Genomic DNA, 25801 nt, shown 5'->3' with positions numbered 1-25801 from the left:
CTACTGTGATGGGTTGTGTAATCGGCCAGATACGACAGCCTCGAACGTCGATTTCTACCGGTAACGGGGTAGATTCCCGGACAATCCGGTGTTCGAGGGACAACGCCCGCGGGACGACACCTGTCGGAGGGAGTCGATGGACCTGATCACCATCCTTCTGATCGTCGTGAGTGGAGTAGTTCTCATGACGATGGCCACCAGCGTGATCGTCATCGGACTCGACTCGATCAGCGAAGCCCGCGCCGAACTACGCTATCAGATCCGGGAGTCCGGACCGTATCTCGTCGGACTCGGGGTCGTCTACCTCCTCAACAAACTCGCCCACCAGCTGACGACGACACTCTCCGGAGTGATCGGTGTCAACATCACCGACACTCTGGTCGCTCTCGAGGGCGGGCTCGTCGGCCAGTTACAGGCGGCTCTCCCCATGGAGGCCGCCGTCTGGTACTTCTCGTTCGCCTACGTGTTCGGCTTCGCGTTCGTGCTGGTCTTCCCGATCGTCGCGTACCTGCTGTTGCCGACACAACGGTACCTCAAGGAGCTACTCGTCGCCTACATGATCAACTACGGTGCCGGCACCGTCTTCTATACGTTGTTCATCGCGTACGGCCCTCGCCGGGCTCTTCCGAGCGAGGTCGGCCAGCCGATGTTCGAGCAGTTCCCGGAGATCATGACGCTCACGGCGGCGATCAACACGAGTTCGAACGTCTTCCCGTCGCTGCACACCTCGATGGCGATGACCGTCTTGCTGTTCGCGTGGTGGACCCGCGACCACTACCCCCACTGGCTGTGGATCAGTGCGGTGTTCGTACTCAGCATCGTCGTCTCGACGATGTACCTGGGGATCCACTGGCTGATCGACGTCCTCGCCGGGATGATCCTCGCGGTCGCCAGCGTCTATCTCGCCCGGTGGTTCGTCTCGTGGGCGGAAAACCGGAAGGTCCCCAAACCACACACCAGTATCGAAACCGAGACCCAAGACTGATCTCCGTTTCGCGTCCCTGCGGACCGCAGAACTGCCTATCGCTTCGGTCAAACGTATCCTGATGCGGTTGCCGGGCGAATCGATAGCGGATCCGGTTCGAAACAGGTAGGAGAGTCGGCGACGTTCTCAGGTCAACTGGATGTCGTCGAGGTCGAAGTGTCGTTTCGCCAGCGTCCGGGCCGTCTCGATGTTCTTCCCTTCGGAGCCGATCGCGACGCCGCGATCGTCCTCGGCGACCTCCGCATACGCCACGAGGGTGTCGTTCTCGCTGATAGTGACGTGATAGACCGCCGCGGGCGAGAGCGCGTTCGCGACGAACGCCTCGGGGGTGTCTGCGTCCTCGACGAGGTCGACTGCCCTGTCGAGTCGGTCTTCGAGCCGGTGAACCGTCTCACCGCCGGGACCGATCGCTTGGCCCATATCTCCGGCGCCTACGACGAACACGAGCCGATCCTCGTCGATCACGCAGTCGATCGCACTCGCGCCGGTCACGTTCTCGAAGGCGGCGATATACCGTCGCGCATCGTCCGAGAGGGTTCGAGCCATCTAATCCGAACTGGTCGGCGATGAGATCGACCCCATCCGCAGGTCGACGTCGCCGGTCCCGAGTTTGATCGGCTTGCCGACGATGACGTTCTCGATGACGCCGTTCAAGTCGTCGACCTCTCCGTGGATCGCCGCGTCGAGCAGGTGATTCACGGTGACTTCGTAGGCCGCACGCGCTAGCACGCTGTCCTTGTTGCCCGAGATGCCGTGGCGACCGATGGATTCGATGGTACCACGCGTGGTCATGATGTCCGAAACGAGCATCAGGTGTCGGACGTTCACGTCGTCGAGGCCCTGCTCGCGCAGGGTGTCCATCGTCTCGTTGATGATCGTCTCACGGGCGGCCTCGACGCCGAGGTTGCGGTAGATCTCGTGGATGTTGTTACACGTCGTGCGTGAGGAATCGACGCCCTCGATCGCGAGCGCGTCGCCGAACTCCGAGCCCTCCGTATAGAGGACGAACTCCTCTTCGCCCTCGGGGCTCTCGTCGGTGTCCTCCTTTCGGACGACGACCCGGGAGACCTCCTCGATCCCCTTGAAGACGATCTCGCGCAGTTCTTCGACCAACTGGAGCAGGTCCCGGTAGCTCGGCTGTTCGGGGCCGAACTGGATCGCCGTCCCCTGCTGGATGGTCGAGACACCCAAGGAATCTTCGATGATCTCTGCGACCTCCTCGGGGGTGATCATCCGCTCCTCCAAGGTGTCGGCGTTCAGGTCGATCTGAACGTTCATGTCCGCGACGTTCGTCGAGACGTCGCCCAGCGCGAGGATGCGCGTCGCCTCGATGTTCCAGACCACTTCGTGCGCTTTCTCGCGGTCGGTCGCGTACTCGTCTTCGAGATACACCGTCATCATCGGCGTATCAGGCGTCTTCCGGGCGTCGACCAGTTCGATCAGTCGGGGAAGCCCCTGCGTGACGTCGATCTCGGCGACGCCCGCGTAGTGGAACGTGTTCATCGTCATCTGCGTTCCGGGCTCGCCGATCGACTGGGCCGAGACGGTCCCGACGGGGTCGAGCGGATCGACGCGGGTGTCGAGGTACTTGCTCTCGACGCCGCGGGCGATCTCGTCGGCCTGTTCGGTGGTCACGTCGCGTGCCTCGATCGTTTCGTAGACGCGCTCTTTGAGCCGTCGAGGCAGGTCCGTGTCCTCGACGACCGCCGCTACGTCGTCGGTTACGTCGTATTCAGTCATCGGATTCGACCTCCATGATGTTGCTCATGCGCCGTGCGTCCGCGTGTTCCGAGAGGTTCGTCGACGGCTCGCGCCGCCCGAGGAACGCTCGTTTCTCCTCTTCGGAGTCGAACTCCTCGGCGAGGACGCGATCCGCGATCGTTTCGACGTCGATGTCGGGCTCCTCCGAGGAGGAGACCCGGACCGGCGAGGTGCCGTCCTCGCCGAACTCGAACTGGACGATCTTATCGGAGGTGTCGCGCACGGTGCCGTCGTACTGCGTTTCAAGCTCCGAGAGCGCGTTGATCAGCCGGCGTTGCAGGTAGCCCGACTTCGAGGTCCGGACCGCGGTGTCGACCAGCCCCTCGCGGCCGCCCATCGCGTGGAAGAAGAACTCCCGGGGGGTGAGCCCCGCCCGATAGGAGTTCTCGACGAAGCCGTGGGCCTCCGCCGAGAGGTCGCCCTCCTGGTAGTGGCTCAGGGTTCGGCCCTCGTAGCCGCGGTTGATCCGCTCGCCGCGCACTGCCTGCTGACCGACACAGCCGGCCATCTGTGTGAGGTTGAGAAGCGAACCACGCGCGCCGGACTCGGCCATGATCACCGCGGGGTTGTCGTCCGCGAAGTGGTCTTCGGCGATGTCGCCCGCGCTGTCCCTGGCCTTTCCGAGCGTCTGCATGATTTTCATCTCGAGGGTCTCGTCGACCGTCCGACCGGGCAGGCTCTCTAAGTCGCCGTTCTCGTAGGTCGTAATGAGTTCCTGAACGCGGTCGTAGGCGTTCTGGATCGCCTCGTCGATCTGCTCGCCGGCCTCCTCGGGGATGGACTCGTCGTCGATCCCCAGGCTGAATCCGAAGTGCATGATCGCACGCATCGCGAGGCTCGCGACCTCATTGACGAACACGCGTGCGCGGGTCTCGCTGTACTCCTTGACGAGTCGGTCGACGACCTCGCCGCCAAACGCGCCGACGCCGTCCTCGTCGACGGTGCCCTCAAGTAGCGTCCCGTCCTCGATGACGACGGCATCGCCCGCCGAGGAGGTGAACTCGAGGTCCAGCCCGTCGGGGAGCAACTGGGAGAAGATCGTCCGGCCGGTCCAGTACGGGCCGGTCCCCTCGTCGCCGTCGGGTTCGGGCAGCTCGTCGACCTCGGTCCCGCGCAGCAGGTCGAGCGCCTGTGTCTCGTTGAACCGTGGGTTCTCGTGGGTCAGCAAGTAGAGCCCGGAGATGTGGTCCTGGATCGCTCCGATGATGTTCTCGCCGAACCGGGGCGAGAGGATCTGTTCCTGGACCCGCATCAGCACGCGCGCCTCCGCGCGGGCCTCCTCCGACTGCAGCGCGTGGAGGTTCATCTCGTCGCCGTCGAAGTCGGCGTTATAGGGCGGGCAGACGACGGTGTTGAGTCGGAACGTCTTGTAGGGCATCACGACCACCTCGTGGGCCATGATACTCATCCGGTGCAGCGAGGGCTGGCGGTTGAAGATCACGATGTCCCCGTCGACCAGGTGACGGTTGACCTCCCAACCGGGCGCGAGACTCTGGATCTCGGCGGCCTCGTCGTCGAGGCCGGCGAGCGCCTCGCAGTTCTTCTCCGTTACTTTGAGCCGGCGGCCGTCGGGCCGTCGGACGTAGTTCGCACCCGGGTGCTCGTTTGGCCCGTTCGCGACGTACTGGCGGGCCTGCTCGATGTTTCGCTCGGTGACGACCATCGTCTGGGTCATCTCGTTTGCGACGTGTTTCGGGATGCCGACCTCGTTGAGCGAGAGGGTCGGATCCGGGCTGATCACAGTCCGGGCCGAGAAGTTCACGCGCTTGCCCGAGAGGCTGTTTCGGAACCGCCCGTCCTTGCCCTTTAGACGCTGGCTGAGCGTTTTGAGGGGGCGCCCGGAGCGGTGACGGGCCGGAGGTGTCCCCGAAATTTCGTTGTCCATGAACGTGGTGACGTGGTACTGCAGCAGTTCCCAGAGGTCCTCGATGATCAGTTGGGGCGCACCGGCCTCGCGGTTCTCCATGAACCGCTGGTTGATGCGGATGATGTCGACCAGCTTGTGGGTGAGGTCGTCCTCGGAGCGCTGGCCGTTGTCGAGCGTGATCGAGGGTCGGGCCGTGACCGGCGGAACGGGAAGGACAGTGAGGATCATCCACTCGGGGCGGGACTTCTCGGGGTTCATCCCCAGCACCTCGATGTCCTCGTCGGGGATGTCCTCGAACCAGTCGCGGATGTCCGAGGGCATCAGCTTGTTGAGGTCTTCCTCGGTCAGATCGATCCCCAGCGCCTTCTCGATGGCCTCTCGATCCGCGCGTCGGGGACGGAACTCGCCCGAGAGGATCTGGTTGATACGGGAGACGTCGATGTCGGTCTCCTCTGCGAGTTCGGGCGGCGTCGTCGCCTCGCCATCCTCCTCGTCTTCGTCGGGCTGCATCGCCGCCGCGATCCGCTCGGAGTACTCGCTGGTCAGGACCTGCTGGACCTCGTAGTAGGTCGTGGGCTTTTCGTGTTGGATGTCGAACTGGACCTCTCCGCAGTGGGGACACGAGTTGGCCTTCCGGGCCTGTCGGATCGCCGCCTTGGTCACGTCGTTGACGTCGTCCGCGAGTTCGCGCGTGCGGACGAGTTCCTCGCGGAACTCCTCCTTTTCGTCCTCCGTGAGGAGGAGGCGCGAACACTCTCGACAGGTTCCCCGCAGTAGCCGGCGAATGAGCTTCGTGAAGCCGACGTGGATGACGGGCGCGGCGAGTTCGATGTTGCCGAAGTGGCCGTTACAGGCCCCCGAGTGCTTCCCACACGTCTTGCACTCGAGTCCGGGGTCGATGACGCCCAGTCGGGGGTCCATCAATCCCATGTCGATGGGGAAGCCGTCGTCGTCGTAGGTGTCGGCGGTGATGATTTTCGTCGCGCTCATGTCCCGGTACTCCTCGGGATCCATCAGCCCGAAGTCGATGTGGTCGATCTGTTTGGGTGTGGTTTGTGGTGGCATATATTGGGTAGTGGGGAGTTAGACTGCCTCCGACAGCTCGAGTCGCGGTGCGATGCCAAGCGCCTTCATCTCGTCGAGCAGGAGGTTGAAGGCGTAACTCATCTCGATCTCGTGGATGTCGGTCTCCTCGCCGCAGTTCGGACAGTAGACGCGCTGTTGTTGGACGTTCTCGACGGCGGTCATCCCGCAGTTCCCACAGACGTCGATGTACTCGCGGTCCGAGGAGTCGAGCAGGCGCTCCTTGAGCACCATCGCCGCGCCGTGGCCGATGACGGTGTCGCGCTCCATCTCACCCACGCGGAGCCCACCCTCGCGGGCGCGACCCTCGGTGGGCTGGCGGGTCAGTACCTGCACTGGCCCGCGCGAGCGGGCGTGCAGCTTGTTCGAGACCATGTGATACAGCTTGTGATAGAGGATGGTCCCGACGAAGACCTCGGCCTCGACCTTCTCGCCGGAGACGCCCGAGTACATGACCTCCTTGCCCGAGGACATGAATCCGCGTTCCTCGAGCGCGTCGCGCATTTCCTCTTCGCTCTCGCCCGAGAAGGGGGTCCCGTCCACTCTCCGTCCTTCTAAGGACCCGACCTTGCCGCCGAGCATCTCCAGGACGTGGCCGACGGTCATCCGCGAGGGCAGCGCGTGGGGGTTGACGACCAGATCGGGAACGACTCCTTCCTGCGTGAAGGGCATGTCCTCCTGAGGGGCGAGGTGGCCAACGACCCCTTTCTGCCCGTGTCGTGAGGCGAACTTGTCGCCGAGTTCGGGGATCCGCTCGTCGCGTACCTTCACCTTCGAGAGCTTCGAGCCGTCTTCGCCCTCCATCAGGGTGACGGTGTCGACGATCCCCGACTCGCCGCTTCGCATCGTCACGCTCGTCTCGCGGCGCTTTTGGACGCCCATTCCGCCCATGTCGTCCGGCTCTTCGAGGAACTTCGGCGGGGAGGTCTTGCCCAGTAGGACGGAACTCTCGCTGACGTTCGTCTCGGGGTTTACCAACCCGTCCTCGTCGAGGTGCGTGTAGGCCTCCTCACCGCGGCCCCCGCGGACGTCCTCGCTCGGGATCTCGAAGCGGTCCTCCTGACCGCCGGGATACCGCCGTTCTTCGCCCTCGTAGGTCCGGAAGAAGTGCGAACGTGACAGTCCCCGATCGACCGAGCCCTGATTCATCACGAGCGCGTCCTCGATGTTGAACCCCTCGTAGCTCAGGACTGCCACGACGAAGTTCTGGGCGGCGGGCCGTTCGTCGAACCCGATCTGTTCGGTGGTCTGGGTCTTGACCATCGACAGCTGCGGGTAGTGAAGCAGGTGCTGGCGGGTGTCGGGGCGGATCCGGTAGTTCGCGCTCGGAAGCCCGAGCGACTGTTTCATCATCCCCGCACCCATCGTGATCCGGGGCGAGGCGTTGTGTTCGGGATACGGGATCATGCCCGCGCCGATCCCGAAGATCAGCGAGGGGTCGATCTCGAGGTGGGTGTGTTCGTCGGTGAGTTCCTCGCGGTCGACGCCGACGTAGATGTCCTCTTCCTCTTCGGCGTCGATGAACTCGATGTAGCCCTGTTCGACGAGGGTGTCGAACTCGACCTCGCCGTTCTCGAGCGCTTCGACGGCCTCGTCGGTGATCAGTGGCTCGCCGTCCTCGACGACGATCAGGGGCCGCCGCGCGCGCCCGGCGTCGGCGTTGATCACGACCTCCTGGGTGCGCTCTTTCACCGAGACGTTGACCATCTCGCTGACCTCGCCGCGGCGTCGCGCCTCTCTGACCTGTTCTGCGAGCTGTTCGGGGTCGGGGTGCGTACCGACCAGACTGCCGTTGACGTACACTTTCGCGTCTCGTGCCTGTGCCATGTGTTGGTAATTGGGATTAGTCGTCCGCGGGCGTTCGCGTGGTCGATTCGAGGCCCGGAATGCCCTCGACGCCCATCGACGCCAGTTCTCGTTTAAGTCCCTGTTCGTCCTCGATGTTCTGGGTCAGCTCCATCGCCTGGGCGAAGTTCTTCACCAGCCCACAGTTCGGCCCCTCGGGGGTCTCGGAGGGACAGATCCGACCCCACTGGGTCGCGTGCAGGTCACGCGCCTCGAAATGCGGTTGCGAGCGGCTGAGCGGCGAACGAAGCCGACGCAGGTGCGAGAGAACGCCCATGAAGTCCGTCCGGTCGACCAGTTGGCTCACGCCCGAGCGGCCGCCGACCCAGTTACCGGTTGCGATGGGGTGTTCGAGGCGTTCGGTCAGCACGTCCGAGCGAACCACCGTGTTCACCGAGAGTTGGCGGTTTCGCATGTTCGCGCGTTCGAGCTGGTACTTCACGTCGCGGGCGAGCTTGTTCAGCGCCGTCCTGAAGAGGTCGGTCATCAGGTCGCCGCTGACCTTGAGACGCTTGTTGGCGTAGTGGTCCTTGTCGTCGGAGTCGCGGCGCTGAAGGGCGAGTTCGAAACACGCCTCGGCCATCCGACAGAGATAAAAGGCCTTGTTGATCCGGACGTCCTCGTCGGGGACGCCCTCCTCGTGGAGGTGTGGCAGCAGGTATCGGTCGATGACGTAGTTCGCCCGTTTGAGCTGGTAGTTCTTGCCCTGTCCCGAGGCGACGCGCTTTCCGAGTGTTTCGATGGCCTCCTCGGTGGTCTGGACGTCTGCTTCCTCCAGATTCTCGAGCATGTACTTCACGATCTCGGGGTCATCGCTGACCCGGTGGACGATCTCCTCGTCGGATTCGAGTCCGAGTGCGCGAACGAGCGTGACGAAGTTGATCGAGCCCGACACGGAGGGGAACGAGACCTCGAGCAGGCCGTCACGGCCGCGCTCACAGAGGACGAGCGCGCGATACCCGCGGCGCTGGCTGAACGTTTTGGCGACCTGGATCTCGTCGCCGTACTTGCTGTCGTATTCGGCGAGGATCTTGTTGGGCGCGAGGTCCTCGCTGGTCATCAGCACGCGCTCGGAGCCGTTGACGAGGAAGTAGCCCCCGGGGTCGGCGGGGTCCTCGCCGATGTCGATGAGTTCCTCGTCGGAGAAGCCGGCGATGTTACACTTATCGGAGCCGACCATGATCGGCATCCGGCCGACCTTGGTCTCGGTCGTGTCGACGACCCGCTCTTCTTCCTCCTCGCCGCCCTTGACGATCGACATCTCCATGAACACGGGTGCGGAGTAGGTGATGTTTCGGAGGCGCGCTTCCTGTGGATACAGGAGCTCTTCGCTCCCGTCGGCCTCCCGCACGCGAGGGGTGACGACGCGGACGTCGCCGAGTTCGACGTAGACGGGCTCTTGGCCCTCCTTGTCGCCGATGTCGGTGTCGATCGTCTCCTTTTCGTCGACGACCTGTTGCATCCCTCGATTCAGGAAGTCGTTGAAGGAGCGAAAGTGGTGTTCTGCGAGTCGTTCCTTCGAGAAGTACTCCTCGGAGATCGTCCGTCGGTGTGTCCCGTTCATTATTCGATCACCAATCGGTAGACGATGGCTCGATCGGTCGTCCGTGAGTCACGAACGATCTTTACGACGTCACCGACCTCGGCTTCGTCCGGGAGCGCGGGATCGGTGCGTTTGATCTTCGGTAGGTCTGTGCGTTTGATGTCGTACTCCGCGAGCACCTCATCGAGGTCCGCCTCGTCCATGAGGCTGTGCTCGGGTACCAGGGTGTGTTCACTTACATCCATGTGTGTGCTGTGTCCGACGGCTGGCTGGCGAGAGAAGCTGCTGTCACGAGATACTACAGGCACGTAACGGCGACGTATAGTTAAGCGTTTCCACTCTAGATAGCGGACGCTACTCGGTCCGCCGGTCGCGGCGGACGCGACGAATACCGGTCGTCTGCGATCCGGGGCTGATACGATCCGGTAGGGGAGGAACCGAAATGAGTGTTTTGGGTAGACGGCACACGGGCCGGTCGTTTGGAAAGCCTTAAGTCTGCAAGCCGGAAAGGTGGAGATGCGTTCGCCCGGATGGTGTAGTGGCCCATCATACGACCCTGTCACGGTCGTGACGCGGGTTCAAATCCCGCTCCGGGCGTCTTCTGGGTTCACATCCGCGAGCGATCGGTTTCCCGGGGTGTGAGTGACTCAACGGTCCGAAAGGGCTATCCGTCGGTACGGACGCCCGGCTCGCAGAACCGGTACTCCGAAAGCGGTAGTCCTTCGTCTTCCCATGCTTGAATACCGCCTCGAAGGAGGTAGACCTCCTCGTAGCCCATTTCGAGGAGAACGTCGGTGACCTCCCGACTCATCCCGTCGCTGCGACAGTACAGCGTGATCGGGGTGTCCTCGTCGGGAAGGAGATCCCGATGCTCGCGGATGCTATCGTAGGGGACGAACGCGTCCGTGCCCTCGATGTGTCGCTGTTCGGGGATGTGAACGTCGAGGACGTAACTCTTCGACCGGGCGACGACTTTGAAGAACCGCTCGGGAGCGCACTCGTGGGCGGTCGGTTCGGTTCGATCGGCCATTGCTATCCAACCATCGACGGTGGGAATACGTCTTGTGGCTGTCGGGCCGACAAACGCCCTCACCGGGTAACGAGACGAGTAACGACGACGAGCGCGGCCGTCGACCCCGCCAGGAGAACCCACGTGAACTCGACGGCCCCGACGAACGCGAGCCCACGGAGGACGAGATAGCAAAACAGCGACGAGAGGACGACGTTGAGGACGAACAGCACGCGTGGATCGCCCCGTGAACGGGCCATGTCCTCCCATCCGACAGCGACGACTTAGCGGTATCGGCCGCCGTCCCAGTCGATCCACTCCTGTTCCCAGCCGTGACGGCGCTGGGCGTTGCGCTCCGCGAACTCCCTATCTTCGCGCTCGGTCCGGTTGCGTTCGAGCCGCCCGGGCTGTTGGCCCTCGAGGAGCAGCGGCCGAAAGGCGACGGGACAGATCCGTTCGAGGACCGTTCCGGTGGAATCGAGCGCGACGAGCGTCTGTCCGCTCGTGCCCATCGGCATGACGAGTCGTCCATCCCCGGAAAGCTGGTCGAGCAGCGCCCGAGGCGGCCGGACGGCGGCGGCCTCGACGAGGATGCGGTCGAACGGGGCGTACTCGGGGAGGCCCCGCGAGCCGTCCCGGCAGTCGACGAGTGTCGCACCGTAGCCGGTTCGATCGAGGTTCTCGCGGGCCGTATGAACCATGTTGCGGTCGATGTCGACGGCGTGGACGTTCGTCGCGTCACCGAGTTCGGCGAGAACGGCGGCGGTGTAGCCGACGCCGACGCCGACGACGAGGATCGAATCGCCCTCGCGGGCGTCGAGCGCTTCGAGGAGGCGGGCGGCGGTGCTGGGTGCGAGGACGGTCGTCCCGTCGATCTCGGTCGCGCGGTCGGCGTACGCGAGACGCTCGTCGTCGACGAACGCCTCGCGGGGGACGTCTCGCATCGCGAGGGCGACCCGTTCGGTGTCGAGGGCGGCCTTGGCCTCGTGTTCGAGGCTATCGACCATGTCCTCTCGCAGGACGGCGGGGTCCATACACGGTTCTCGGCGACCGAGCACCAAGAGTCGCGCGCTTGTCCGAACGACCGGTACGATCATATCGATACGCGTACAAGTTAGACTATGGAGGACTCGGACACCCTCACTCACGCGCTGATCGGCGCGGTCGTCACCACGGTCCTCTCGTGGTTCGTCCCCCTGGCTCCGATCGCCGGCGGCGCTGTCACCGCCTATCTCCAGGGGACGGACACGCAAGGAGGCGTCCGAAGCGGCGCCCTCTCCGGGCTGATCGCGCTCGTCCCGCTTGGCCTCCTCGGACTCGCCATCGTTGGGTTCGTCGGGATCTTCACCCTCGATCCCACCGGGACGGCAGTCTCGCTGATCGTCGTCGTCGCCGCCCTGCTCGTGGGCGCGCTGTACGTGGTCGGACTGAGTGCACTCGGCGGGTATCTCGGCGCGTATCTGACCGCCGAGTACGAACTGAAACGCCGATCCGAACCGGTCGAGCGACACCCGTAGCCGGTCTCGGGACGCCCCATCCGGCGATCAGCCCCGGACCGAGACGAACCGAACCGCACCGTGGGTCTCACGCTCCGCCACAGCGTCCTCCCCGATGCGAGCACGGACGAGGGTCTGGGACCAGTCACCGACCGGTGCGAGGATTACCCCTCCGGAACGGACTTGGTCTACGACGGCGGCGGGGATCTCCGGGACCGCACAGGTGACGTAGGCGGCGTCGTAGGGGGCACCCTCGGGCCACCCCTCGCGGCCGTCTCCCTCTCTGATACTGATATCGCCATAGCCGATCCGCTCTAACGTCCCCCTCGCCTGCTCGGCGAGTTCGGGGCTGAACTCGACACTGAAAACGCTCTCCGGGCCGACGACCTCGCTCGTGACGGCGGCGTGATAGCCACAGCCGGTCCCGACTTCCAGCACCGAATCGCCCGCCTCGACCCCCAGCAGATCGGTCATGATCGCCACCATGTGCGGGGCGCTGATGGTCTGGTCGTCGCCGATCGGCAGCGGTCGGTCGGCGTAGGCGTCGTCCCGTCGGTCGGAGGGAACGAACTCGTGGCGCGGTACCGCCTTCATCGCCGCGATCGTGGACTCGGAGAGCCCCTCACGGCGGGCGAGCCGATCGACGAGCGCCCCGCGTGCGGCCTCGTGGTTCATCCTACCAGACGGACCACGCGGTCGGCGAATCGTCCTCGCCGTAGAGGCGTTTGACGTCCTTCGCCCGGACGGTGTCCCCTTCGAAGTCGAGTTTCGACTGGTGATAGCCCGTCGCGTCGCGTTTGACGTGGATCCCCGTGATGACGAACTCCTCGTCGCCCATCTCCTCGCGTTCGCCGACGGTGAAGTCGTGGTCGCCGGGCACCTGCAGTTTGACGCTTCGGCTCTCCTCGCGTTTCTCGTTGGGGTGGACGGTGAGGTTGACCGAGACGTTGTCGACCGCGCGGGTCCACAGGGTTCGGATCTCCTCGGCAGGGGCGCTCTCGCCCCGCCTGTCCTCGCCGAGTTCAATGCTCGTGATCCGCACGAGCATGATCGCCTCCTCGGTATCGAGGACGAACTCCTCGCCGACGGCGAGTTCCTCGCGTTCGGGCACGTCGGCGCTCGTCGAGAACGACTCGCCGTCCTGTGAGACGATCACGTCGATCTCCACGTCGCTTTCCTCCTCGATTTTCGTCTTGTGGGTGTGCCCGCAGGCCGTACACCGCACCGTCGCCTGCCCGCCGGGTTTCAGCACCTCGTGGACCGTCGCCTCCTCGGGCGAACACGAGGGACACGAAAGCGCCACCTGACTCGCTGTATTGCTCATTGGAGGGGATAGTGTATCGCGCTATAAAAGTCGTCTGTGGTCAGGGTCGTGGGAGGTCCACTTCTACCCCGTCGGCGTAGACCGTGGGCTCCCGGAGGATCCCGTCCGAATGGATCGGCGCGTCCGTGTCCCCGCCGATGCCCGCGTCGTCCCCGATAGCGATGTGGACGGTTCCGGCCGCCTTCTCGTCGAGGAGAACGCTCCCCACCAACTCGGTGACCGCGAGGTTCGTCCCGATTCCGAGTTCGGCGAGGTTGTAGGCGCCCTTGCCCACTTCCTCGGCGGCTTCTTTCAACTCGGCTCGAACCTCTGGATCGCTCACCGAGGTGACGTAGCCCTCCTCGACCTCGATTTCGATCTCGTCATCGAGCAGCCCGTGGGGGTGCATCGTCCCGTCGACCACGTAGATTCCCTCGGCTGTCTCGGGGCTGACGAACACCTCCCCTGCCGGGAGGTTCGAGAAGTCGCCCGGTTCGTGGACGATCCCCGTATCCGCGAGCCACTCGCGCTCGCCCGGCTCGACGGTGATGTCCGTTCCCTGCGGCGAGGTCACGCGGATCTCCGTCGCATCCGCAACCCGTTCGAGCATCCGGTTGCACTCCTCGCGGATACGCTCGTAGTCGGCCTCCAGACCGGTCCTGAAGACCTCCTCGGTGATCCCCGGGAGGGTGGCCGCGCGCGTCCCCGCGTCGGTCGCCGCACCGCGCGCGCGGGTGTGGCTCAGGCTCTTGCTGGTCGGGGCGAGTACCACGTCCGCGCCGCCCATCGCCGCGGCGACCGGTGCCGGCGGTTCGGCGCCGTGCTGGGGGCCCGGCGGGTACGTGAGTAGGACCGCGTCGTCGGTGATCTCGCGTGCCACCTCGTAGAGGGCCTCGCCGATCGCCCGTCTCCGGTCGTCGGTGACGATCGCACACGATTCGTCCGGCTGGAGGGCCATACACTGTCGGATCGCCGTCTCGGCGGCGGGTCTAAGAGCCATGTCGGAGGGTCGTCCGGAGGGCGGTTAGGCGTTGCCTTACCCCGAGAGCGCCTCGATGGCGACCAGCGATTCGCCCGTCAGCGCCCGGACGTATGCCCCGCCCGCGATCGAGACGTGCGAGAAGTCGTCCTCGCTCAGGCCATACATCCCGATCGCTCTCGACGTATCGCCCCCGCCGACCACCGAAAAGCAGTCCGTTTTGGCGATGGCCTCGATAACCCCCACCGTCCCCTTCGAGAAGCGTTCGTCCTCGAAGACGCCCAGTGCGCCCTTGACGAAGACCGCCTCGCTGTCGGCGACGACCTCCTCGTACCCCTCGACCGTCTCGCTCCCGACATCGAGAAACGAGGCCTCCTTTTCGACGCCCTCGACCGCTACTTCGGCGCGCTCGCCCGCGTCGTCCTCATAGGCGAGATCCACGGGGAGGAGAATCCGACCCCCATAGGAATCGAGCAGCTCGCGGATCGTCTCCTCCTGGTCGTCCCACTGCTCGTCGAAGAAGTCAGTGCCCTCGACGTCGTAGCCGACGTCGTGGCCCGCCGCCCGGAGGAACAGCTCGCCGACGATCCCGCCCATAAGGAAGGTGTCGACGGTGTCCTCGACGCGCTCCATGACGCCGATGAGGTCGTCGGCCTTCGTCCCCCCCAGCACCATCGCGACGTGGCCGTCGAACTCCCGTTCCTGGATCGCGGAGTTGGCCTCGTACTCGACCTCCATGACACGGCCCGCATACGAGTCCATCACCTGCGGGAAGCCGACGATCGAGGCATGTCCGCGATGGGCGGTGGAGTAGGCGTCGTTGACGTAGGCGTCGAATTCCTGAGAAAGGGTCTCGACGAGCGCGCTCTTTGCGTGTTCCTCGGGCGTGCGGTCGGCGAGTTCCTCGTCGACCATCCGGACGTTTTCGAGGAGGAGGATCTCACCCGCTCCGAGGTTGCGAATCGCCTCCAACGCCTCCTCGCCGTAGGTGTCGGGAACGTACCGCACCTCGCGGTCGAGGTGCTCGAAGAGGATCTCGGCGTGCTGTTCAAGCGAGACGAAGGTGTCCCGCCCGGGCCGGCCTTGGTGGGCGAGAACCGCAAGAGGGTGGCCGGCGTCGGCGAGTTCCCGAAGGGTTCCGGCGTGGCGCGCGAACCGGCGGTTGTCCTGTACCTCACCGTTCTCGACCGGCGAGTTGACGTCGATCCGTACCAGCAAGCGCCCCTCCTCGGGTAGGTCGTCGAGCGTTTCGAACATGGGTGTGGAGAGATCGACCGCGATAATAAAGCCCGCCCTACGCCGCCGCTTCGGCGCGCGTTTCCTCGTCCTGCGCGACGATGTACTGTGCGAGGTCGAGCATCCGGCTGGCGAAGCCGAACTCGTTGTCGTACCACGCGAGCACTTTGACCTGCCCGCCCTCGACCGAGAGCGTCGAATCGAGGTCGACGTAGGAGGAGAAGGGCAGGCCGACGATGTCCCGGGAGACGATCTCGTCGTCGGTGTACCCGAGCACGCCCTTCAGGTCCCCGTCCGCGGCCTCGCGAAGCGCCTCGTTGACTTCCTCGGTCCCGACATCGGCCTCGAGGTCGACGACGAGGTCGGTGATCGATCCGGTCGGAACGGGCACGCGCATGGCCATCCCGTCGAGTTTCCCCTCGAGGTTCGGCAGGACCTCGGTGGTCGACTGGGCCGCACCTGTCGAGGTCGGGATGATGTTCTCGGCGGCGGCCCGCCCGCGCCGCGTCTTGCCCGAGGGCCCGTCGACGAGGTTCTGCGTGCCGGTGTAGGCGTGAACCGTCGTCAGCAGGCCCGACTCGATGCCGAAGGCCTCGTCGAGCACCTTCGCGACTGGCGCGACGCTGTTCGTAGTGCAAGAAGCGTTCGAGACGATATCGTCACCGTCGTACTCCTCGTGGTTGACGCCGTAGACGACCGTCCGGACTGGGTCCTCGCCTTTTGGCGGCGCACTGATGATCACCTTATCGGCACCAGCCTCGAGGTGCTGGGCGGCGTCCTCGCGGGTACGGAAGATGCCCGTCGCCTCGAAGGCGACGTCGACATCCAGGTCCTCCCACGGCAACTGGGTCGGGTCCTTCTCGCTGAACGTCGGGACCTCGTTCCCTTCGTAGACGAGCGTCTCGCCGTCGAGTTCGAGCCCGTCGAGGCGTCCCTGAACGGTATCGTACTTCGCGAGGTAGTGCATGTCCTCGACGTCCATGATGTCGTTGATGCCCACCAGCTCGATCGAGGGCGTCTCCATGGCGGCCCGGAAGACGTTCCGACCGATCCGCCCGAACCCGTTGAGCCCCACCCGTACCGGCCCCGAACCGAAGTTCTTACTCATATTTGAGTTATTGTTATCCAGTAGTAAGTATCTTACGCCTATTCGGGATAGGCGGTGCATAACCGGCGTTTCCACGCCGCTACTCGTCGTATACGTCCATACGGTCTCAGCGGGTTTATTCACACCCCAAGCCTCCGACGGATCGAGTTACTCGGCGGCGAGTTACTTTCTTAACTATTAACTCGTAAATATTATTCCCTTTGGCACCCCACAGACACGTGTATGTTACAGGTCGGTATCAACGGCTACGGCACCATCGGCAAGCGCGTCGCGGACGCGGTCGCCGCCCAGCCCGATATGGAAGTCTGTGGCGTCTCGAAGGCCAGTCCCGATTTCGGTGCCGACGGTGCGGTGCGCCGAGGATACACACTCTACTCCGCCCGTGAGGACCGCGTGAGTGCGTTTCGAAAGGCAGGCTACGAGGTAGCGGGGACGAGCGAGGATCTGATCGCAGAAAGCGACATCGTCGTCGACGCCACTCCCGGCGGGATCGGCGCCGAGAACCGCCCGCGCTACGAGGCCGCCGGGACCCCCGCGATCCTTCAGGGCAAGGAGTCGGACAGTCTGGTCGACACCAGCTTCAACGCGCGGGCGAACTTCGAGGACGCCGAGGGTGCGGAGTACGTCCGGGTCGTCTCGTGTAACACGACGGGGATCTCGCGGCTCGTTTCCCCTCTCGAGGAGGCCTACGGCGTCGAGAAGGTCCGTGCAACGCTCGTTCGGCGGGGCGGGGATCCCGACCAGACGGGACGGGGCCCGATCAACGACATCCTGCCCGATCCGATCACGGTCCCTTCACACCACGGTCCCGACGTCAACACGATCTTCCCCGACCTCTCGATCGACACGATGGGACTGACCGTGCCGACGACGCTGATGCACATGCACAGCCTGAACATCGAACTCGAGAGCGAACCCTCCTCGGAGGAGGTCCGCGAGCTACTCGCGGGGGAGTCGCGTATCTTCGTCGTCGACGACGGTCTGGCGATCGATGGGACGGGCAAGCTCCGGGAGTTGGCACGCGATCGGGGTCGGCCGCGGGGCGACCTCTGGGAGAACTGCGTCTGGGGCGAGTCGATCAACGTCCAGGACTCGGAACTGTATCTGTTCCAAGCGATCCACCAGGAGAGCGACGTGATCCCCGAGAACGTCGATGCGATCCGTGCGATGACGGGGTTGGCGGGAAGAGACGAGAGCATGGCGATGACGAACGAGAGCTTGGGGATCGGACTGCCCGGTACTCGGGAGATCCCGACGATCTCCTCGCCGGCTCCCTGAGGCCCGCAAAGCCTTTTGTCACACAGGCACCTATCCCAGGTATGAGACGCGACGACCGCAACGACCCTTTCGACGATATTTTCCGCGAACTCGAGCGGATGATGAACGACGTGATGGGCGGCGGCGTCGAGGTCAGCGACGCGGGCTTCGGTAGTGATACGCACGTCGACATCTACGAGACCGACGAGGAGATCCGCGTGGTCGCGGACCTTCCGGGCGTCGAGAAGGGCGATATCGGGCTGACCTGCGACGGGAAGGCCCTGACCATCAGCGCCGCCAACGACCACCGGGACTACGACGAACGGATCACGCTCCCCGGCCGGGTCGACGAGCACTCGGCGCGTGCGACCTACAACAACGGTGTACTCGAAGTCACGCTCGCGCGCGCGGACGGATCGGCCGCGATCGACGTCGATTAACGCTTATTCTCCGCCCACCCGAACTCGGAGTATGATCGAGGCCGACGATTCCGAGTATCACGGCGTCCTGATCTACGACGGCGAGTGCCCGCTCTGTTCGGCGGCCGCAACGGCATTGCGCCGACTCCCGGGCGTCGGCGCGATCCCGTGGTACGACGATCCTGCCCAGGAGTTCCTCGCCGCGCAGTTCGAGGAGGTTCCCTTCGCGCTGGTGTTCGTCGACAGCGAGGAGGGGCGCGTCTACGCGGGTCGGGCCGCCGCGAGCGAACTCTGTGAACGGGCCAGCCTCCCGGTACTCGTTCAGGATATCGTCGGTGAGAACTACGAGGAAATCGCTGACGCCATCGGGACGGTCGTCGGCCAAGATCGGGATCCCGACCCGTACCACGACAGGTACCCCCTCACCGCCGGGGCCGGCAAACGCTTCGAGGCGCTTTCGAGGGAGGCGGAGAGCACCGCCGTCGTGACGTAGCGTCCCGGAAGTTTCACCCCTCCGAGCAAGTATATGGGTTTATCGAACTGAAAGGACATGTAGCGATTCGACAACCACATTTTAAGTATCGCAAAACCGTTTATCGAATCGGAGGAAATCATGAGCGAGAAACAGCACGGGAGCGGCAGTGTCGATCCGGGCGATACCAGCCAGCGCGTCGGAATGGAGACGATTCGGGAGCGAGGCGGTGACCCCGAGGAAATCCGCGAGAAACTGATAGACGCGATCGGCGCGGAGTTCACCACGTACTACTACTACACGAACCTCCGCACGCATCTGGCGGGCAACGAGGACTACAAGGAGATCACCGAGGACGCGCGTCTCGAGGACCGCGCCCACTTCGAACTCGTCATGCCCCGGATCTACGAGCTCGACGGCATGATCCCCAACGACATCCGCGAGTTCGCCGACCGCGCGTCGTGTCCCGACGCCGAGCTACCCGAGGACCCACAGCCCGAGAACATCCTCGAGGTGCTGCTTGAGGCCGAGCGCTGTGCGATCCGCACCTGGAGCGAGGTCTGTGACATGACCCGCGACTGCGACCCTCGGACCTACGACATGGCCCAGCGCATCCTCCAGGAGGAGATGGATCACGAGGCGTGGTTCATCGAGCTGCTCAGCATGGAACGCGACGGCGAGGTCAACCCCGCCGGCCACTTCGTCCGCGGCGAGCCCGGCGACGCGCCCCTCTCGACGAACAACCGGTTTAACGACAGCGCCTAAGTCCGGACCCGTCCCAGTTTTCCGTTTTCCGATCGGTTAGCCGAGTGGCTCGACAGCCTCGTGGACCCGGTCGACGAAACGACGATATCGGCGCTCGATTCGGCGGCCTCTTGGATCGTAGCCCGGCTCACGACTACTGGCTGGACACGCAGTAAAGGGCCGCTACGCGGGCGTCGTCTCGGAGGGGTCGATCCCACGCCGGAGGTCTGTTACTCCCGTGTGCGCGAGCGGACGAGCGCCGCGAGCCGCTCGTCGAAGTCGGGCTCGTACTTGGTCGCCTCGTCTACGGTCGGCCGGGCGTTGGTCTCGGAGACGAGCGTCCGTTCCCCGGAAACGAGCAGGTCGACGCCGATAAACGGGATGTCGAGCGTCTCCGCGACCCGCTCGACGAGTTCCCGGTGGTCGGCAGGGAGTCGAACGCCCGTCGCGCGTGCGCCCGCGTGAACGTTGTGTTTCCAGCCTTCACCCGTTCGCTCGACCGCACCGACGTACTCGCCCTCGATGACCATCGCCCGGTAATCGCGCGCCTCCGGGAGGAACTCCTGGACGAGAAACGACCGGTCGTCCGTCGCCGGGAACTCGTGGATCAGCGAGAGGTAGTCACAGATCCCGAGAAACGAATCGAGGTCGCCCGCGAGCGTGATTCCGACCCCTCGGGTCGTGGAGTTGGGTTTAATCACCACGGGCGGGTCGAAGCGCTCGAAGACGGCCCGGAGTTCCGCGCGCGAGACGGGATTCGAAACGAGGACGGTGTCGGGAACCGGCACACCCACACGAGAGAGACGTGCGAGCACCTCGGCTTTGTTGCGCGACGTCGCGATCGCCCCGCGGTCGTTGACCCACGGGATGTCGAGAAGCGCATCGACGAGACCGCCTTCCATGAGCCGCGAGGGGAACACGAGGCCGACGTCGAACTGTTCGAAGGGGGACGTCTCGGGAGAAATCGGTAGCGTGCGTCCAGTGGGTTCGAGATGACGGACCTCGATGCCGTACTCGGGGAGGAGTCGGTCGAGTCGGTCGTAGGTTTCAGCGCGTGTGGCGACCGCGAGCGTGAGCACTTACGACACGAGCAGCTTCTCGCCGCGCTCGACTCTGATAGTGCATGGCGGCGAGACCTTGTTGTACGCGCGGCGGAGTGCCTCCTTCGCGACGGGGGCATCCTCGACTTCACACCAGATGGTGAAGACGCGCTCGCCCTTCTCGATCCGGGCAGCCGTTCCGACCACTTTGCCGAACGCCTGGCGCATCCCGTCGGAGACACGGTCGGCACCCGCGCCGGTCGCCTGTTTGTTCTCGCGGATGACGTGGTGGGGGAACTTCCGGAGGATCGCGGCGTAGTTGAACTCGCCGAGTTCCTTGATCAGGTGGCGGTTCATCGCGAGCCGGGACGCCTCGAGCGCGCCGTTTCGGATCTGGCACTCCTCGTCGAGAGTCAGCGAGATCTGGACGGGCCAGTCTTCCGCATCGCGGTCGCGGTCCCCCATGCGGTGCTGTGCGATCTTCGAGCCGGGGATCCCGGTGATGTACTCACGGCGTGTATAGGGCTGTTTCGAGATCTCCCGGTACATCGAGGCGGGTTTGTCTGACATAGATACTCTTGTCGGTTCTCAGGCCGAGGCGACACATAATCCCTTCGAAGCGGGGCGCTCGAACCGGGTGCAACCGTCTCAGGGTCGAAACCCGGTTTGCCCGATCGGCAAATCCCGCCCACGCGTCCGAACCCGTGTCGGACCAGAGCCCGCCGCCGACCGTCTTGACGCCCACCCGAACGGCGCGAGGTAGACGGACCACAGGGATTCCCGGTCGTGATGGTTTGGGTATCTGATTCCGACCGATCTGTGATAAGTTCGTGTGAAGATATTCCCCGTCGAAGAACGGCAATTCACAAAACACTCCGTATCGAGCCCCACTCAGAATAATACGAGTAGATAACATACGGAACAAGAGACCATCGGTCCGTTCAAACCACTTCTAAACACCTTTTAATTTCTATATTATCTCACAAATCTTATTACATGAAGACGTCTCAATACGGACACCCCTACCCGAAGGACGGTCCGAGTATCGCCCAATCGGTGGCCCATGTGGGTCCTGCCGGGTGAGAAAGGGTTGTCGACCGATCAAACGAAACATGAGCAAAGAAACACACACTACGCGAAAAGGGACAAGCGCTGTTCCTTGCCGCCCTGATGGTCCTCTCCGTGTTCGCCATGTCCGCTGCGTTTGCGGGCGCGGCTGCTGCGGATGCGACCGAGGTTACGGCAGAAAACGTCGACCTCGCCGACGGAAGCGAGGCGACGATCAATGTATCGCACGCAGACGGTGACGGCGAAGTCTATGCCGTGATCAGTCAAGATGGCACCTACAACGAGGGTGACGACATCCTCGTGAACGAGACGGGGAACGTCGACGACCAGTCGACGGAACTGAATGCTGACGTCTCCGGTCTCGATGGCGAGTACACCGTCTACGCGATCGCCACGGACGGCACGCTGGACGCACCCGCCGAGGGTGACGACCTCACCCAGTGGTCGCAGGCAGACACCACCTTTACTGTGAGCGACAGTCGAGACGCCGGAAACCTCGGTAGCCAAGAGGACTTCTACCAGGGACAGTCCATTGAGGTGACGGGCTTTGAGGGCGGTGAGACCGTCGCGATTCACGCTGGTACCTCGCCCAGCGACTCGCCCGTTGAGTATCTGCGCGCGGACAGCACTGGGATGGTTACTATCGACACCACGGATTACAGTGAAGGACCGTACGTTCTCGTCGATGACGAGGACACGGCATACGGTCCATTCTGGGTCGTCGAGCAGGACATCTCTGCTGAATTCGTCTCCGATACTGTCGACCAGTCAGAAACCACTCTAAACTACGACAGCGACAACCGCGACGAGCCCGTCAACCTGCAGATCAGCTCGGACGATCTGAGCGATGACGATCTCGAAGCAGTCTTCGGCGGTACCGCTGAAGACGGTGAGGTTACTGTCGAAGACGTTGACCCCAACGGAGAGGGTGTCTCGGCTGACTTCAGTGATATCGAAACCGGTGAGTACAACGTCACCGTGAGTGTCGAGGACACGACAGCAGAGACGACGACCAGCGTCGAAGTGACCGAGGAAGTCGAGGCTAACGCGGAGTTCGACTCCTCGACTTACTCCGAAGAAGCCGGTGACATTGTGGAGTTCACCGTTGACCTTCAGGGAACGGACAACGCGACTGTCGACCTAACCGAGGGCGACGAGAACTACAACGCGAGCATCAATGTTGTTGATAACGACGGCGACGGCGAAGTCACCGTCTACTTCAACACCTACAATGCGGGTAAGGAGGCCGAAGATACCTTCTACACCGCTGACGACAGCGAAGATACTGTTAGTCTCAATGGTGCCTTCGACGGAGAGGGTGAGGAAAAACTCGGCGATGAGTACCGACTCCTCCCCGCTGACTTCAACCTCGAACTGTACGTCAACAGTGAGGAGACGGACCTCGCCACGCTCGTCCTGAACGACGGCTCGACGGGCGACATCGACACGGCGGTCGCACCCGCTGGCGCGGACATCTCCTCCGACGTTGACGACCTCGAGAACGCGACGACGACGGGCAGCGACGTTGCCGACGGTGACCAGCTGGTCATCGGCGTCGACGTCTCCGGCGTCTTCGGTCAGCTGGCGAACGACGACTTCGACAGCAGCGATCTCAACCTCACAGTCGAGCAGTCGAACCCCGAGCGATACACCTCCGCTAACACGATCGAGAACTTCGATGTCGTGACGGACGCGGACAACAACCGCATCTACTTCGTGGTCGACACCACGAACGAGAACATCGATGCCGATCAGGAGTACGACGTGACCTTCAGCGTTAGTGAGGACTACGTCAACTCCTACTCCGAGAGCAACGACAACAACGCCGAGGAAGCAGAGACGAGCTTCAGTGTCACTGAGCGTAACATCGAGGTCACCGGCGACTTCAACGCCGACGGCGTCCTGCAGGTCGAGAACGACGAGAACGCAACCGTTACCGGCGAGTCCAACGCCGCACCCGGTACGGACGTGCAGATCCGCCTGCGCGCAACCGGTGACGACCCGTTCCTCATGAGCCAGACCGCCGAGGTCGGCGATGAGGGCGCCATCGAATCGACCTTCGACCTCAGCGAGCACGAGGCCGGACAGAACTTCACGGTCCGCATGACCGACAACAACGGTGAGGAAGAAGTCCAGCAACAGGTCGACGCGACGCTCGTCGAGTCCGCCGGTCAGCCCCACACGGTGACAATCACCGTCGAGGACGCTGACGGCAACGCCGTCTCCGGCGCCGACGTCTCGGTCGCCGATCAGACCGAGACCACCGGTGACGACGGTCAAGTGACCTTCGAACTCTGGCACGGCGAGTACGACGTCACCGCCACCCACGATGGTGAGGAGACGACCGGTACTCTGACCATCAACGATGAAGACGACACCACCGACGAGGGCACGCTGGTCCTCGGCGAGGAGAACCAGAACATCAACGACGGTGACGAGCAGAACCAAGACGACAACAACAACGACGAGAAGAACGGAGACGACAACAACAACGACGGCTCCGGTGACGATTCCGAAGGCGAGGATCAGCCCGGCTTCGGTATCGCCGTGGCCCTGATCGCGCTGCTGGCAGCGGCCGGCATCGCGCTCCGGAACCGCGCCTAACCACCGAGAACCAACCGGATTCCCGTCCGGTTCCCGCTGACGCACTCCACCCTTTTTTCGAGCGCTCCACCGACGAGCGACGCACCTCTAATTCCGCGTGATAACACAACAGATATATTATGATTGCACCCCTCGATCGGGTATGCTCCCCGACCTGACGCCCGTGACTGACGTTCTCATCTGGATCGTCATGGGCGGGTTCGTCGCGGGGATCGCCGTCGATCGGCGCGACCGCACGAGCGCGCGCTCGATCACGGCCCTCGCGTGGCTCGGGTTCGCGCTGTTCTGGCTGTTGATGGTCCCGTTTTTCGTCTTCGACCACCGCAGCATCGTCGAGGCGATACTGGCGAGTATCGCCGTCCCTGCCTGTATCTACGTCGCCCTTCGCCTTCACGCCGGTCGGGATTCGCTCCTAACCCTCTCGCGGGCGGTCGGCGTCATGGGACTGATCTATCTCCCCTTCGGCGCGATCCCCATCTTTCACGACACGCTCATCGAGATCGTCGCGAACCAGACCCACGCCGGTCTCCAGTTGCTGGGATCGACTCCCGCCTTCGAGACCGACGACGCCGGCCTGCGAAACACCTTCGCGTTCACCCTCGATTCGGGCCGGCGCTACTCGACGCGGATCGTCTTCGCCTGTACGGGCATCGGCAGCATGGCCATCTTCGGCGGGCTGATCGCGGCGGTGTGCGCCCCCATCGAGCGCCGACTCGCTGCGCTCGCACTCGCGCTCTCGACGATCTGGATCCTCAACGTCGCGCGCAACGTCTTCATCGCCTACTCGATCGGCCACCAGCTGTTCGATCAGGCGGCGCTTGCCGGTCCCGTGATGTGGCTGTTCGGCGTCGAGGACCCTATCAGGGTCTCGTTTTTCGTCGCCGACCGGATCCTCTCGCAGGGACTGGCGGTGGTCGCGCTGCTGGCCATCGCGTGGGCCGTCGTAAAGGTGCTCCCCGAACTCTACGTGATCGTCGAGGATCTGGCGTACCTCGTCACCGGCGAGGAGTACGACCTCGGGGGCGAGCGCGCGTGAGGGAGTTCACCCGACGGCAGCTACTGAGGGCGGTCGGAACGGGCGGCCTCGCGCTCGGCTCCGTGAAGGCGATCGACAACGTCGTACTGGGCTACGGCGTGGGCGGCGGGACGAACCTCCGCGAACAGGACCTCGACCCGCTCCTCGCCGAGAACCGGCAGTTCGGGGGCAAGATCGAGGACGGTGGGATGACCTACGACGTCGACGGCGAGGGGCTGTGGATCGAACGGGGCGACGACCAGCGGTTCCATCCCTTCGACGAGCGCCCCGACGACCTTGCGGGGGACGCGCTGGCGTTGTTCCGCGACGCCGCGGAACTGATGGCCGAGACGACCTACGAGTACCACACCATAGCGGGCTTTTTCGGACGTCTCAGCGAAACGACCCCGCGCCCGCTTGCGACGGCGGCCCTTCGTGGGGACGTCTCGGACCCGGTCGCGCCCGCGGTCGTCGAACGGTTCTGTGGCGTCTCGCCAGCGAACAGTGAGGGGCTCGTCGAGGGGCTCAAGGAGGGCTTTCGCGAGTACGGTCACTACGATATCCCCCGATACGTTGCGGGTTCCGTCGAGGACAACGTCGTCATGGGCAGGGTCGACCTGCGCGCGCCGTTCGAGGGGCCGACCGATATCGGAACCCTCATCGAGGAGGACTCGACCGGCCTCTTCTGTTACGAACTGAGCTACCGGGCGATCGAGGCGCTGCACTCGGTATCCGCGACCGACCAGCGTCCGCCGCTCGCGGCCTTTTGGGTGCGCGATCGACGGCACAAACACGTCTACAACGGCCTCGCGAGCGTGGTGCGCAAAGGAGGGCAACTACGGGTGCCCGTCACCTTCCTCGATTACACCCACTCGACGCTGTACGATGATCTGCACTGAGGGGCCTCGTAGGCGAGGGGCTCGACGCCTACGGTCGGAGACACCGCGCGGACGAGATATACTGGAGC

25 protein-coding genes and 1 tRNA gene are annotated in these 25801 nt (G+C 64.0%); 10 read left to right on the top strand and 16 right to left on the bottom strand.

Going from position 1 to position 25801, the window contains the following annotated elements; genetic code table 11:
• Nucleotides 1-136 precede the first annotated feature (136 nt).
• Nucleotides 137-985 (top strand): phosphatase PAP2 family protein, encoded by an 849-nt coding sequence (locus HAPAU_RS02330; protein WP_066379403.1) that lies wholly within the window; start codon nucleotides 137-139, stop codon nucleotides 983-985.
• A 126-nt stretch (nucleotides 986-1111) separates the two neighbouring features.
• Here the strand turns inward: HAPAU_RS02330 and HAPAU_RS02325 are convergent, their stop codons facing one another.
• Genes HAPAU_RS02325 through HAPAU_RS02300 form a run of 6 tightly spaced genes read right to left on the bottom strand, consistent with a single transcriptional unit; the run spans nucleotide 1112 to nucleotide 9329 of the window.
• Nucleotides 1112-1531: a NusA-like transcription termination signal-binding factor gene (locus tag HAPAU_RS02325; RefSeq protein WP_066379039.1), complete on the bottom strand. Its 420-nt coding sequence runs from the start codon at nucleotides 1529-1531 to the stop codon at nucleotides 1112-1114.
• A complete protein-coding gene (gene rpoA2, locus HAPAU_RS02320) occupies nucleotides 1532-2725 on the bottom strand; it encodes a DNA-directed RNA polymerase subunit A'' (protein ID WP_066379036.1) in 1194 nt (397 codons plus the stop codon).
• Nucleotides 2718-5678: a DNA-directed RNA polymerase subunit A' gene (locus tag HAPAU_RS02315; protein ID WP_066379033.1), complete on the bottom strand. Its 2961-nt coding sequence runs from the start codon at nucleotides 5676-5678 to the stop codon at nucleotides 2718-2720. The genes rpoA2 and HAPAU_RS02315 overlap by 8 nt, the downstream gene beginning before the upstream one ends.
• A gap of 18 nt (nucleotides 5679-5696) precedes the next feature.
• Nucleotides 5697-7523 (bottom strand): DNA-directed RNA polymerase subunit B, encoded by a 1827-nt coding sequence (rpoB, locus tag HAPAU_RS02310; RefSeq protein WP_066379031.1) that lies wholly within the window; start codon nucleotides 7521-7523, stop codon nucleotides 5697-5699.
• Nucleotides 7524-7539: 16 nt separating this feature from the next.
• On the bottom strand, nucleotides 7540-9105 hold the full coding sequence (locus tag HAPAU_RS02305; protein ID WP_066379029.1) for a DNA-directed RNA polymerase subunit B'': 1566 nt from the start codon (nucleotides 9103-9105) through the stop codon (nucleotides 7540-7542).
• On the bottom strand, nucleotides 9105-9329 hold the full coding sequence (locus HAPAU_RS02300; protein ID WP_066379028.1) for a DNA-directed RNA polymerase subunit H: 225 nt from the start codon (nucleotides 9327-9329) through the stop codon (nucleotides 9105-9107). The genes HAPAU_RS02305 and HAPAU_RS02300 overlap by 1 nt, the downstream gene beginning before the upstream one ends.
• Nucleotides 9330-9608: 279 nt before the next feature.
• On the opposite strand from HAPAU_RS02300, the gene HAPAU_RS02295 reads away from it, so the two are divergent.
• Nucleotides 9609-9681, top strand: a tRNA-Asp gene (locus tag HAPAU_RS02295).
• Between the two features lie 67 nt (nucleotides 9682-9748).
• Here HAPAU_RS02295 and HAPAU_RS02290 read toward each other — a convergent pair.
• From HAPAU_RS02290 to HAPAU_RS02280, 3 genes are read right to left on the bottom strand one after another with little or no spacing between them, the layout of a single operon-like run.
• Nucleotides 9749-10114 (bottom strand): rhodanese-like domain-containing protein, encoded by a 366-nt coding sequence (locus HAPAU_RS02290; protein ID WP_066379026.1) that lies wholly within the window; start codon nucleotides 10112-10114, stop codon nucleotides 9749-9751.
• 59 nt (nucleotides 10115-10173) lie between these two features.
• A complete protein-coding gene (locus tag HAPAU_RS02285; protein WP_066379024.1) occupies nucleotides 10174-10353 on the bottom strand; it encodes a hypothetical protein in 180 nt (59 codons plus the stop codon).
• A 24-nt stretch (nucleotides 10354-10377) separates the two neighbouring features.
• Nucleotides 10378-11127 carry a protein-L-isoaspartate O-methyltransferase family protein gene (locus HAPAU_RS02280; RefSeq protein WP_066379400.1) on the bottom strand — a complete coding sequence of 250 codons (750 nt, stop codon included), beginning with the start codon at nucleotides 11125-11127 and terminating at the stop codon, nucleotides 10378-10380.
• Between the two features lie 87 nt (nucleotides 11128-11214).
• Here HAPAU_RS02280 and HAPAU_RS02275 point away from each other — a divergent pair, with 87 nt between their 5' ends.
• Nucleotides 11215-11610: a DUF5518 domain-containing protein gene (locus HAPAU_RS02275; RefSeq protein ID WP_066379022.1), complete on the top strand. Its 396-nt coding sequence runs from the start codon at nucleotides 11215-11217 to the stop codon at nucleotides 11608-11610.
• A gap of 27 nt (nucleotides 11611-11637) precedes the next feature.
• Here the strand turns inward: HAPAU_RS02275 and HAPAU_RS02270 are convergent, their stop codons facing one another.
• From HAPAU_RS02270 to gap, 5 genes are read right to left on the bottom strand one after another with little or no spacing between them, the layout of a single operon-like run.
• Nucleotides 11638-12264 (bottom strand): protein-L-isoaspartate(D-aspartate) O-methyltransferase, encoded by a 627-nt coding sequence (locus HAPAU_RS02270; RefSeq protein ID WP_066379020.1) that lies wholly within the window; start codon nucleotides 12262-12264, stop codon nucleotides 11638-11640.
• A 1-nt stretch (nucleotide 12265) separates the two neighbouring features.
• The gene (locus HAPAU_RS02265; RefSeq protein ID WP_066379017.1) at nucleotides 12266-12913 is read right to left on the bottom strand and encodes an HVO_0476 family zinc finger protein; all 648 of its coding nucleotides are present in this window, start codon (nucleotides 12911-12913) and stop codon (nucleotides 12266-12268) included.
• A gap of 40 nt (nucleotides 12914-12953) precedes the next feature.
• Nucleotides 12954-13892 (bottom strand): aminopeptidase, encoded by a 939-nt coding sequence (locus HAPAU_RS02260; RefSeq protein WP_066379014.1) that lies wholly within the window; start codon nucleotides 13890-13892, stop codon nucleotides 12954-12956.
• 36 nt (nucleotides 13893-13928) lie between these two features.
• Nucleotides 13929-15128, bottom strand: coding sequence for a phosphoglycerate kinase (locus HAPAU_RS02255; protein WP_066379006.1), 1200 nt, complete (start codon nucleotides 15126-15128; stop codon nucleotides 13929-13931).
• A gap of 37 nt (nucleotides 15129-15165) precedes the next feature.
• Nucleotides 15166-16215 (bottom strand): type I glyceraldehyde-3-phosphate dehydrogenase, encoded by a 1050-nt coding sequence (gene gap / locus HAPAU_RS02250; RefSeq protein WP_066379000.1) that lies wholly within the window; start codon nucleotides 16213-16215, stop codon nucleotides 15166-15168.
• A 222-nt stretch (nucleotides 16216-16437) separates the two neighbouring features.
• On the opposite strand from gap, the gene HAPAU_RS02245 reads away from it, so the two are divergent.
• From HAPAU_RS02245 to dps, 4 genes are all read left to right on the top strand, one after another.
• A complete protein-coding gene (locus HAPAU_RS02245; RefSeq protein WP_066378998.1) occupies nucleotides 16438-17493 on the top strand; it encodes a type II glyceraldehyde-3-phosphate dehydrogenase in 1056 nt (351 codons plus the stop codon).
• 41 nt (nucleotides 17494-17534) lie between these two features.
• Nucleotides 17535-17912 (top strand): Hsp20/alpha crystallin family protein, encoded by a 378-nt coding sequence (locus tag HAPAU_RS02240; protein WP_066378995.1) that lies wholly within the window; start codon nucleotides 17535-17537, stop codon nucleotides 17910-17912.
• Nucleotides 17913-17943: 31 nt separating this feature from the next.
• Nucleotides 17944-18384 (top strand): DCC1-like thiol-disulfide oxidoreductase family protein, encoded by a 441-nt coding sequence (locus HAPAU_RS02235; protein WP_066378992.1) that lies wholly within the window; start codon nucleotides 17944-17946, stop codon nucleotides 18382-18384.
• Between the two features lie 120 nt (nucleotides 18385-18504).
• Nucleotides 18505-19128 carry a DNA protection during starvation protein gene (gene dps / locus HAPAU_RS02230; RefSeq protein WP_066378988.1) on the top strand — a complete coding sequence of 208 codons (624 nt, stop codon included), beginning with the start codon at nucleotides 18505-18507 and terminating at the stop codon, nucleotides 19126-19128.
• 209 nt (nucleotides 19129-19337) lie between these two features.
• Here dps and HAPAU_RS02225 read toward each other — a convergent pair whose 3' ends face one another.
• On the bottom strand, nucleotides 19338-20186 hold the full coding sequence (locus tag HAPAU_RS02225; protein ID WP_066378986.1) for an ATP-grasp domain-containing protein: 849 nt from the start codon (nucleotides 20184-20186) through the stop codon (nucleotides 19338-19340).
• Nucleotides 20187-20717 (bottom strand): 50S ribosomal protein L16, encoded by a 531-nt coding sequence (locus tag HAPAU_RS02220; protein ID WP_066378984.1) that lies wholly within the window; start codon nucleotides 20715-20717, stop codon nucleotides 20187-20189. It lies immediately after the preceding gene.
• 582 nt (nucleotides 20718-21299) lie between these two features.
• Here HAPAU_RS02220 and HAPAU_RS02215 point away from each other — a divergent pair.
• The 3 genes from HAPAU_RS02215 to HAPAU_RS02205 all read left to right on the top strand — a co-directional run bounded on the left by HAPAU_RS02215 (nucleotide 21300) and on the right by HAPAU_RS02205 (nucleotide 25733).
• Complete coding sequence (locus tag HAPAU_RS02215) at nucleotides 21300-23819, top strand: carboxypeptidase-like regulatory domain-containing protein (RefSeq protein WP_281177856.1); 2520 nt, start codon at nucleotides 21300-21302, stop codon at nucleotides 23817-23819.
• Nucleotides 23820-23961: 142 nt separating this feature from the next.
• Nucleotides 23962-24855 (top strand): archaeosortase A, encoded by an 894-nt coding sequence (gene artA / locus HAPAU_RS02210; protein ID WP_066378980.1) that lies wholly within the window; start codon nucleotides 23962-23964, stop codon nucleotides 24853-24855.
• Nucleotides 24852-25733: a hypothetical protein gene (locus tag HAPAU_RS02205; RefSeq protein ID WP_245634011.1), complete on the top strand. Its 882-nt coding sequence runs from the start codon at nucleotides 24852-24854 to the stop codon at nucleotides 25731-25733. The genes artA and HAPAU_RS02205 overlap by 4 nt, the downstream gene beginning before the upstream one ends.
• The last annotated feature ends 68 nt before the right edge of the window (nucleotides 25734-25801 follow it).

It is taken from the genome of Halalkalicoccus paucihalophilus (assembly GCF_001593955.1).
In the GTDB taxonomy this organism is placed as follows: domain Archaea; phylum Halobacteriota; class Halobacteria; order Halobacteriales; family Halalkalicoccaceae; genus Halalkalicoccus; species Halalkalicoccus paucihalophilus.
This window is presented reverse-complemented; position numbering and strand designations above follow the sequence as displayed.

Coding starts and splice junctions, on each gene's coding strand:
- HAPAU_RS02275 (WP_066379022.1), top strand. CDS start 11,215: ATGGAGGACTCGGACACCCTCACTCACGCGCTGATCGGCGCGGTCGTC.
- HAPAU_RS02270 (WP_066379020.1), bottom strand. CDS start 12,264: ATGAACCACGAGGCCGCACGCGGGGCGCTCGTCGATCGGCTCGCCCGC.
- HAPAU_RS02265 (WP_066379017.1), bottom strand. CDS start 12,913: ATGAGCAATACAGCGAGTCAGGTGGCGCTTTCGTGTCCCTCGTGTTCG.
- HAPAU_RS02220 (WP_066378984.1), bottom strand. CDS start 20,717: ATGTCAGACAAACCCGCCTCGATGTACCGGGAGATCTCGAAACAGCCC.
- HAPAU_RS02300 (WP_066379028.1), bottom strand. CDS start 9,329: ATGGATGTAAGTGAACACACCCTGGTACCCGAGCACAGCCTCATGGAC.
- HAPAU_RS02305 (WP_066379029.1), bottom strand. CDS start 9,105: ATGAACGGGACACACCGACGGACGATCTCCGAGGAGTACTTCTCGAAG.
- artA (WP_066378980.1), top strand. CDS start 23,962: ATGCTCCCCGACCTGACGCCCGTGACTGACGTTCTCATCTGGATCGTC.
- dps (WP_066378988.1), top strand. CDS start 18,505: ATGAGCGAGAAACAGCACGGGAGCGGCAGTGTCGATCCGGGCGATACC.
- HAPAU_RS02330 (WP_066379403.1), top strand. CDS start 137: ATGGACCTGATCACCATCCTTCTGATCGTCGTGAGTGGAGTAGTTCTC.
- HAPAU_RS02280 (WP_066379400.1), bottom strand. CDS start 11,127: ATGGACCCCGCCGTCCTGCGAGAGGACATGGTCGATAGCCTCGAACAC.
- HAPAU_RS02285 (WP_066379024.1), bottom strand. CDS start 10,353: ATGGCCCGTTCACGGGGCGATCCACGCGTGCTGTTCGTCCTCAACGTC.
- rpoB (WP_066379031.1), bottom strand. CDS start 7,523: ATGGCACAGGCACGAGACGCGAAAGTGTACGTCAACGGCAGTCTGGTC.
- HAPAU_RS02260 (WP_066379014.1), bottom strand. CDS start 13,892: ATGGCTCTTAGACCCGCCGCCGAGACGGCGATCCGACAGTGTATGGCC.
- HAPAU_RS02325 (WP_066379039.1), bottom strand. CDS start 1,531: ATGGCTCGAACCCTCTCGGACGATGCGCGACGGTATATCGCCGCCTTC.
- HAPAU_RS02315 (WP_066379033.1), bottom strand. CDS start 5,678: ATGCCACCACAAACCACACCCAAACAGATCGACCACATCGACTTCGGG.
- HAPAU_RS02290 (WP_066379026.1), bottom strand. CDS start 10,114: ATGGCCGATCGAACCGAACCGACCGCCCACGAGTGCGCTCCCGAGCGG.
- gap (WP_066379000.1), bottom strand. CDS start 16,215: ATGAGTAAGAACTTCGGTTCGGGGCCGGTACGGGTGGGGCTCAACGGG.
- HAPAU_RS02255 (WP_066379006.1), bottom strand. CDS start 15,128: ATGTTCGAAACGCTCGACGACCTACCCGAGGAGGGGCGCTTGCTGGTA.
- HAPAU_RS02245 (WP_066378998.1), top strand. CDS start 16,438: ATGTTACAGGTCGGTATCAACGGCTACGGCACCATCGGCAAGCGCGTC.
- HAPAU_RS02235 (WP_066378992.1), top strand. CDS start 17,944: ATGATCGAGGCCGACGATTCCGAGTATCACGGCGTCCTGATCTACGAC.
- HAPAU_RS02240 (WP_066378995.1), top strand. CDS start 17,535: ATGAGACGCGACGACCGCAACGACCCTTTCGACGATATTTTCCGCGAA.
- rpoA2 (WP_066379036.1), bottom strand. CDS start 2,725: ATGACTGAATACGACGTAACCGACGACGTAGCGGCGGTCGTCGAGGAC.